Origin of the sequence: Nocardia fusca NBRC 14340 (genome assembly GCF_001618425.1) — a bacterium.
GTDB lineage: Bacteria > Actinomycetota > Actinomycetes > Mycobacteriales > Mycobacteriaceae > Nocardia > Nocardia fusca.
The window spans coordinates 77,132-84,438 of record NZ_BDCU01000062.1 but is presented as its reverse complement, the minus strand read 5'-3'; the positions used below and the strand labels follow the sequence as shown (position 1 = coordinate 84,438).

Sequence of the window (7,307 nt, the reverse complement as noted above, 5' to 3'; positions counted from 1 at the left end):
GCTAGCGGGCTATCGGCCGCTCCGTACGACAACGCGACGGCGGGCTCCACACCATCCCCGGAAAGTGTGGAGCCCGCCGTCGTCCGTCGATTCTATTCGGCTACTTCGCCGTTGGTTGCCTGCTGCTCGGCGAGTTGCTTACGAACCTCGTCCATATCGAGGGCCTTCACCTGGGAGACCAGATCCTCGAGCGCTGCGGGCGGCAACGCCCCGGGCTGCGCGAAGACGAGCACACCCTCGCGGAAGGCCATGATGGTCGGGATGGACTGGATATTTGCGGCCGCGGCCAGGCCCTGTTCGGCCTCGGTGTCGACCTTGCCGTGCACGACATCGGGGTGTTTCTCCGACGACGCATCGTAGGTCGGGGCGAAGCTGCGGCACGGTCCGCACCAGGAAGCCCAGAAATCGACGAGTACGACGTCGTTACTGGTGACTACGTCATCGAAGTTCTGCTGGGTCAGTGTCTGGGTGGCCATGACGTCCTCTCGTGGTCGGTTTCAGGCTGTAACGCCGGCCCCGGCCGCGGTGTTCCACGGCGGTGTCGTACGCCACCGGCCCCCACCCTACGTGGCGGGGTCCGCGGTCGCTCCGGCTCCGGTCAGCCGTGTTCGGCGACCGACCAGGCCCGGCGCTGGTCGCCGTCCCAGCGCCGGATACCCACCACGGTCGCGGTGGTGTCCCGGTCGGTTGCGACGGCGGCCACCGCCTCACCGATCCGCTGCGGGAGGACCCGCCGCGCCAGCGTGACATGCGGTGTCCACTGGTTGGGGCGCAGATTGGCCGGGATGTCGGGACACGGTTCGACCACCTGGTGGATACGGCGATGCCAGGCCAGCAGCTGTTCGGACGGGATCACCGCCCGCACCAGGATCGGCCGCCGCGCCCCGAATACCAGCACGCCGCCGAGACGTACCGGGAAGGGCCGGAAGGCCAACCGGTCGAGCTCCTGTTCGATCCGCGGCCAGATCTGCCGGGCCACCGCCACGGTGATATGTGGCCGGTGACTTTCGGTGTCTCCGTCGCGTCTGCCCTGTCCCAGCCCGGGCAGCCCCGCTTCGGCGAGCAGTTCCCACTGCCGCCGGATACGTTGTTCGGCCGCCTCGTCGAGCAGTAATTCCACCGACTGCACCATGATCTGCAGACGGTAGCGGGTCGGGCGCGGGAGCACGGGCGGTGGCTGTGCCGGGCGCCGCGCCCGGAGATCAATCTTGGGTTACTCGGGGTGTGCCGCGGGCCGCGGTCGCCTACTGTGCCTGACAAGGTCGACGAGCGGCCGAGGGCCATTCTTCGCGAGCGGCAGGTGGTGGCGGTGGTGGATCGATCCGGTGCCCGGGTGCGGCGCATAGTGTGCGGGCTGGCCGGTATCGCGCTGCTGACCGGGTGCGTGACCAATGTCGAGGACACCGGGCCGGTCCCGCCCAAGGTCGCGGTGCAGGCGGTGGACGCGCTGGCCGCGCGGGTGCCGGCCGATATCGCCGCCGCCGGGGAGGTGGTGGTCGGGGTCAATGTGCCGTATCAGCCGAACGAGTACCGCGACCGGCACGGCGCGATCGTCGGCTTCGATGTGGATCTGATGGACGCGGTCACCGCGGTACTCGGTGTGCGGGCCCGCTACACCGAATCGGCGTTCGAGAAGATCATTCCCGCCGTCCAGGCCGGTACCTACGATATCGGCATGTCCTCGATCACCGATTCGGTGGAACGGGAGCAGCAGGTCGATTTCGTCACCTATTTCAGCGCGGGCGTGCAGTGGGCGCAGCGCACCGGCCGGCACGTCGACCCCGCGAACGCCTGCGGTAAGCGAGTCGCGGTGCAGGCGACGACAGTCGAACATATCGAGGAAGTCCCGGCCAAGAGCGAAGCCTGTGTCGCGGCGGGCCGGGATCCGATCATCATCGACGCGTTCGACGAACAGAGCGCGGTGACCAATGCGCTGGTACTCGGCCAGGTCGATGCCATGTCCGCGGATTCGCCGGTCACCGCGTACGCGATCGAACAGACCGACGGCAAGATAGAGCCGGCCGGTCCGATATTCGACGCGGCGCCCTACGGGTGGGCCGTCGCGAAAGGGTCGCCGCTGGCGCCGGTACTGCGCGACGCGTTGCAGCACCTCATCGATACCGGGCAGTACCGGCAGATCACCGAGAACTGGGGTGTCCAGGAGGGCGCGCTGCGCACCTCCGTGATCAACGGTGCGAGGGAGCCGACGCGATGACCGCCGATCCGAGTGGGGCCGCCGGCGCGGCCGCCGAACCCGAACCCATCGCCGCGGTGCCGTTGCGGCGGCCCGGCCGCTGGGTGGCCGCCGCGCTGATCCTGGCGCTCGCCGGGTTGTTCGTCTACGGCGCGGCCACCAATCCCGCGTACCGCTGGGATGTGTACTGGCAGTATCTCCGCGACACCCGGATTGCGGCGGGCGCGGTGGTCACCCTGGAGCTCACCGTGCTGGCGATGATCATCGCCGTCGTACTCGGTACCGCGCTGGCGGTGATGCGGCTGTCGCCGAACCCGGTGTTGCGGGCGAGCGCCTGGGTCTACCTGTGGGTGTTCCGCGGGACCCCGGTGTACGTGCAACTTGTCTTCTGGGGACTGGTCCCGTCGCTGTACCAGAACGTCGCGTTCGGCGTACCCTTCGGTCCGCGCCTGTTCGAGGTCGATGTGCAGAGTTTGCAGGCCGGGTTCGCGTTCGCCGTGATCGGGCTGGGACTCAACGAGGCGGCGTACATGGCCGAGATAGTCCGGGCCGGGATCAACTCGGTCGGGGAAGGACAGCGTGAAGCGTCCATCGCGCTCGGTATGTCCTGGTCGCAGACGATGCGGCGGACTGTGCTGCCGCAGGCCATGCGGGTGATCATCCCGCCGACCGGTAACGAACTCATCAGCATGCTGAAGACCACCGCGCTGGTCACCGCCATACCGCTCAGTACCGATCTATTCGGCCGGGCCCGCGATATCTACGGGGTGAACTTCCTGCCCATACCGCTGCTGCTGGTCACCGCCACCTGGTATCTGGCGATCACCAGCGTGCTGATGGTCGGCCAGTACTACCTGGAGAAATACTATTCGCGGGGCATATCCCGGCAACTGACCGCGAAACAACTCCAGGAGCTGGCCGACGCGCGCCGAGAGGTACGGGTGAAATGAGCGCGACGGAACCGATGGTCCGCGCCGACCGGGTCTGTAAGAGTTTCGGGGCGCTACGGGTCCTCGAGGGCATCTCACTGGACGTGCGGCACGGTCAGGTGCTGTGCCTCATCGGGCCCTCGGGCTCGGGGAAATCCACCTTCCTGCGGTGTATCAACCATCTGGAGCAGATCGACGCGGGCCGGTTGTACGTGGACGGGGAACTGGTCGGCTACCGCGAGAAAGGCGGCAAACTCTACGAGTTGCATCCGCGCGACGCGGCCCGCCAGCGGCGTGAGATCGGTATGGTCTTCCAGCATTTCAACCTGTTCCCGCATCGCACCGTGCTCGCCAACATCATCGAGGCTCCCATCCAGGTCAAGAAGACCCGCCGGGCCGACGCGGTGTCGCGGGCGAAGGAGCTGCTGGACCGGGTCGGGCTGGCCGACAAGGCAGGCGCCTATCCGGCACAGCTGTCCGGCGGCCAGCAGCAGCGGGTGGCGATCGCCCGGGCGCTGGCGATGGACCCGAAACTCATGTTGTTCGACGAGCCCACCTCCGCGCTGGACCCGGAGCTGGTCGGTGAGGTTCTCACGGTCATGCGCGAGCTCGCGGCCTCGGGTATGACGATGATCGTGGTGACCCATGAAATGGGTTTCGCTCGCGAGGTGGCCGACCAGTTGGTGTTCATGGACGGGGGAGTCGTGGTCGAGGCGGGGCCGCCCGGCGATCTGCTGACGAATCCGGCGCACGACCGCACCAAGGCGTTCCTGTCCCGGTTGCTGTAGTCACCGTCCGGGCCGAGTGGCGTCCGCGCCTACCGGAAGTGGACCCGTGCGGTGACCTGTTCGGTGAATTCGCCGGTCGACGCCTGCCCACCCAGATCGGCCGTGGCGATACCGGCCGCGAAGGTCGCCGCGACCGCGTGTTCGATCCGCTCCGCGGCTCCGGCGAGGACCGGCCGGCCGTGCCGGTCGGCGAGCCAGCGCAGCAGCATGGCGGCGGACAGGTGCAGGGCCACCGGATCGGCGCGGTTGTGCCCGGCCAGCTCGGGGGCGGCGCCGTGGACGGCCTGCGCCATCGCCCGGTCGGCCGAACAGTTCAGGGAGGCGGCCGTACCCAGTGATCCGCCGAGCTGGGCCGCCAGATCGGACAGGATGTCGCCGAACAGGTTCTCCGTGACCAGCACATCGAAATCACCGGGCGCACGGACCAGATGCGCGGCGACCGCGTCGACGTGTTCGTCCGTCACTGTCACATCGGGGTACTCGCGTGCCACCTCATAGCAGGTGTCGCGGAACAATCCCATGGTCAGTGGCAGCACATTCGCCTTGTGCACGATGGTCACCAGTCCGCGCCGGGCCCTGGCCAGCCGGAAGGCCTCGTGCGCGATCCGTTCGGACGCCGCCCGGGTCACCAGGCCGACCGACAGGGCGATATCCGGGGTGGGACAGAACTCCCCGGACCCGACCGCCATGTTCCGGTCGGCGTAGAAGCCCTCGCTGTTCTCGCGGACGACCACCAGGTCGATCTCCGGTGCGGCCGCCGCGACACCGGGAAACGCCTTGACGGGCCGGATGTTGGCGTGCAGGCCGAAATGGCGCCGGATCGCACCGCCCGGCGCGATGCGGTGCTCCGGGGGATAGGAGGCATTGTCGTGCGGGCCGAGGATCCAGCCGTCGGTGTCGAGCAGGCCGGTCAGGGTGGCTTCCGGGAGGGCGGTGCCGAATTCGTCGATGGCCCGGCGGCCCATCGGCAACGGGACCCAGTCGGCCTCGGCCGCGCCGGCGGCGGACAGTGCCTCGTCCACCACGCGCCGCGCCGAACCCACCACCTCGGGTCCGATCCCGTCGCCCTCGATCACGCCGAGGCGTAGCCGCTCACCCTGTGCTGTCCGTTCCATCCGCACATGGTCGCAAATCGGCGGGGTCCGGCCGCGAGGCCGGGCGGTTCGTGATTCGTAGCGTGCGCACCCGGTCCGGTGAGCGTCATGCTATCTTAGTGATATCACTTTGATAGAGGGAGGATGTCATGACATTCCGGAACGCCGCGCGGGTCAACGGGTTCGTCGTGCTATTGATCTGGCTGGTGCTCACCATCGCGCTGGCGGCGGTGGCGATCGCGGGATTCGCGGCATTCGCACAGCACCAGAACGCCGCGGGACTGGCGGGGGCGATCGTCGCGTGCGTGCTGGCGGTGATCCTGCTGCTCGGAATCACCGGCCTGACGGTGGTGAACCCCAACGAGGCCAAGGTCGTCCAGTTCTTCGGCCGCTATATCGGCTCGGTGAGCGAACCCGGATTCTTCTCGGTCCTGCCGCTGACCGATCGTCGCAGCATCTCGCTGCGGGTCCGTAACTTCGAGACCCAGAAACTGAAGGTCAACGACGCCGATGGCAACCCGGTGGAAATCGCGGCGGTGGTCGTCTACAAGGTGGTCGACAGTTTCAAGGCCGCCTTCGCCGTGGACGACTACGAGGAATACGTGGAAACCCAGTCCGAGGCCGCGGTCCGGCACCTGGCCACCACGCACCCCTACGACGCCCACGACGCCGGCCGCACCAGCCTGCGTGACGGCGCCGAGGTCGCCGAGGAACTCACGGTGGAACTGCGCGACCGCACCGAGACCGCCGGGATCGAGGTGATCGAGGCGCGGATCACCCACCTCGCGTACGCGCCCGAGATCGCACAGGCGATGCTGGTCCGTCAGCAGGCGGCGCAGGTGGTGGCCGCTCGCACGCAGATCGTCGAAGGAGCGGTGGGCATGGTCGGACTGGCGCTGAACCGGCTCGCCGCCGAGGGCATGGTCGAACTGGACGAGGAACGCAAGGCCACCATGGTCTCGAACCTGCTGGTGGTGCTGTGTGGTGACCGGCCGACGCAGCCGGTGGTCAATGCGGGATCGCTGTACAACTGATGGCCGAACGCAAGAAGGTCCTGCTCCGGCTCGACCCCGCGGTCCACGACGCGATCGCCAAATGGGCGGCCGACGATCTGCGCAGCGTCAACGCGCAGATCGAATTCGCCCTCCGGCGTGCGCTGGAGCAGGCCGGGCGCTCTCCGCGTCCGTCGCGCGGCGACGAATCCTGATCGGACCGGACTCCCGGCTCACCCCGTCCCACGGGCGAGCCGGGAGATTCTTGTGTCCGTCACCGCCGACGTATCCCACGGCCGGGCCGCACCCGCGGCGCGCTTCATGCTGCGATGAGAGGAGCGCTCGCGGCCGGGCCTTACGGCCGGTCGGGTTTATGGCTCACGAAGATGGCCGTCCCAGGGAACAGTTGCCCGCGCAGCGGGCTCCACTGGCCCCATTCCCGGTCCAGCCATTCCGGCCAATCCGGTTCGACGATATCGTCGAGTACCAATCCGGCCCCGACTATTTCCCGGACCCGGTCACCGATGGTGCGATGGTGTTCGACATAGGTGCACCGGCCCTCGCTGTCGATCTCGGTGTACGGGGTGCGGTCGAAATAGGGGATCACCGCTTCGAGACCGTCCGGGCCGGGATCGTCGCGGAAGATCCACCGCATCGGATGGTTCACCGCGAACACCCAGCGCCCGCCCGGTCGCAGCACCCGGGCGACCTCCCGCATCACCAGGGCGGAGTCGGCGACGAAGGGGACCGCGCCGAAGGCCGAACAGGCCAGGTCGAAGGATTCGTCCGCGAACGGCAGGGCCTCGGCGCCCGCCTGCACCAGTGGCACCCGCGGTCCGCCCCGTGCCATGGCGGCAAGCCCCCGTGACAGCATTCCCCGCGAGATATCGAGTCCGACCGGATGGGCTCCCTGCCCGGCGAGCCAGCGGGCGCACGGCGCCGACCCGCAGCCGACCTCGAGGATTCGTTTGCCGGTGACCTCGCCGAGGAACCGCATATCGCCTTCGTGCAGGCCCTCCGGGCACCAGACGAATTCGCCGCCGACGCTGTCGGCACCGAGAAAATCCCCGTGCGTATCGTGATACTGGCCGGCGTCGGCGTCCCACCAGCGCCGGTTCGCGCGTTCGCTCTCGGTCGAGCCGATCCGCAGGCGTGCCGCACCCGCGGTGCCCAGTAGTTCGGTGGCCTGAGCGTGGCGATCTTGAACGAGGTCGTCGGACACGATTCGAAGCCTATAGATCCGCTGCGGGGGGTCGTTTGCCCGCCCGGTTCCGGGTCGCGTACGCTGAACGCGCAAGTGATCACACCTG

9 protein-coding genes are annotated in these 7,307 nt (G+C 68.3%); 5 read left to right on the top strand and 4 right to left on the bottom strand.

All coding sequences use genetic code 11. The features are described 5' to 3' along the window. Positions 1-92: 92 nt before the first annotated feature. Together trxA and NF4_RS33905 are read right to left on the bottom strand one after the other, a co-directional pair. Entirely contained in the window at positions 93-476 is a 384-nt protein-coding gene (gene trxA / locus NF4_RS33910) for a thioredoxin (protein ID WP_063131476.1), read from the bottom strand. Between the two features lie 122 nt (positions 477-598). Next, positions 599-1,168 carry a 2'-5' RNA ligase family protein gene (locus NF4_RS33905; protein ID WP_369690968.1) on the bottom strand — a complete coding sequence of 190 codons (570 nt, stop codon included), beginning with the start codon at positions 1,166-1,168 and terminating at the stop codon, positions 599-601. A 141-nt stretch (positions 1,169-1,309) separates the two neighbouring features. Between NF4_RS33905 and NF4_RS33900 the strand changes: the two genes are divergently transcribed. From NF4_RS33900 to NF4_RS33890, 3 genes are read left to right on the top strand one after another with little or no spacing between them, the layout of a single operon-like run. Further along, positions 1,310-2,215 carry an ABC transporter substrate-binding protein gene (locus tag NF4_RS33900; RefSeq protein ID WP_232330774.1) on the top strand — a complete coding sequence of 302 codons (906 nt, stop codon included), beginning with the start codon at positions 1,310-1,312 and terminating at the stop codon, positions 2,213-2,215. Further along, positions 2,212-3,144 carry an amino acid ABC transporter permease gene (locus tag NF4_RS33895; protein WP_063131475.1) on the top strand — a complete coding sequence of 311 codons (933 nt, stop codon included), beginning with the start codon at positions 2,212-2,214 and terminating at the stop codon, positions 3,142-3,144. The genes NF4_RS33900 and NF4_RS33895 overlap by 4 nt, the downstream gene beginning before the upstream one ends. 14 nt (positions 3,145-3,158) lie before the next feature. Continuing rightward, complete coding sequence (locus NF4_RS33890; RefSeq protein WP_198165576.1) at positions 3,159-3,911, top strand: amino acid ABC transporter ATP-binding protein; 753 nt, start codon at positions 3,159-3,161, stop codon at positions 3,909-3,911. A gap of 29 nt (positions 3,912-3,940) precedes the next feature. Here NF4_RS33890 and NF4_RS33885 read toward each other — a convergent pair whose 3' ends face one another. Continuing rightward, positions 3,941-5,026 carry an isocitrate/isopropylmalate dehydrogenase family protein gene (locus NF4_RS33885; protein WP_063131473.1) on the bottom strand — a complete coding sequence of 362 codons (1,086 nt, stop codon included), beginning with the start codon at positions 5,024-5,026 and terminating at the stop codon, positions 3,941-3,943. Between the two features lie 128 nt (positions 5,027-5,154). Here NF4_RS33885 and NF4_RS33880 point away from each other — a divergent pair, with 128 nt between their 5' ends. Continuing rightward, complete coding sequence (locus NF4_RS33880; RefSeq protein WP_063131472.1) at positions 5,155-6,039, top strand: SPFH domain-containing protein; 885 nt, start codon at positions 5,155-5,157, stop codon at positions 6,037-6,039. Continuing rightward, on the top strand, positions 6,039-6,212 hold the full coding sequence (locus NF4_RS38925; RefSeq protein ID WP_198165573.1) for a type II toxin-antitoxin system antitoxin: 174 nt from the start codon (positions 6,039-6,041) through the stop codon (positions 6,210-6,212). Before NF4_RS33880 ends, NF4_RS38925 begins: the two co-directional genes overlap by 1 nt. 140 nt (positions 6,213-6,352) lie before the next feature. Here NF4_RS38925 and NF4_RS33875 read toward each other — a convergent pair whose 3' ends face one another. Next, positions 6,353-7,219 (bottom strand): class I SAM-dependent methyltransferase, encoded by an 867-nt coding sequence (locus NF4_RS33875; RefSeq protein ID WP_063131471.1) that lies wholly within the window; start codon positions 7,217-7,219, stop codon positions 6,353-6,355. Between the last annotated feature and the right edge of the window lie 88 nt (positions 7,220-7,307).

Bases quoted from the DNA above. Each gene is read 5' to 3' on its own strand.
- trxA (WP_063131476.1), bottom strand. From the start codon at position 476: ATGGCCACCCAGACACTGACCCAGCAGAACTTCGATGACGTAGTCACC.
- NF4_RS33895 (WP_063131475.1), top strand. From the start codon at position 2,212: ATGACCGCCGATCCGAGTGGGGCCGCCGGCGCGGCCGCCGAACCCGAA.
- NF4_RS33890 (WP_198165576.1), top strand. From the start codon at position 3,159: ATGGTCCGCGCCGACCGGGTCTGTAAGAGTTTCGGGGCGCTACGGGTC.
- NF4_RS33885 (WP_063131473.1), bottom strand. From the start codon at position 5,026: ATGGAACGGACAGCACAGGGTGAGCGGCTACGCCTCGGCGTGATCGAG.
- NF4_RS33880 (WP_063131472.1), top strand. From the start codon at position 5,155: ATGACATTCCGGAACGCCGCGCGGGTCAACGGGTTCGTCGTGCTATTG.
- NF4_RS38925 (WP_198165573.1), top strand. From the start codon at position 6,039: ATGGCCGAACGCAAGAAGGTCCTGCTCCGGCTCGACCCCGCGGTCCAC.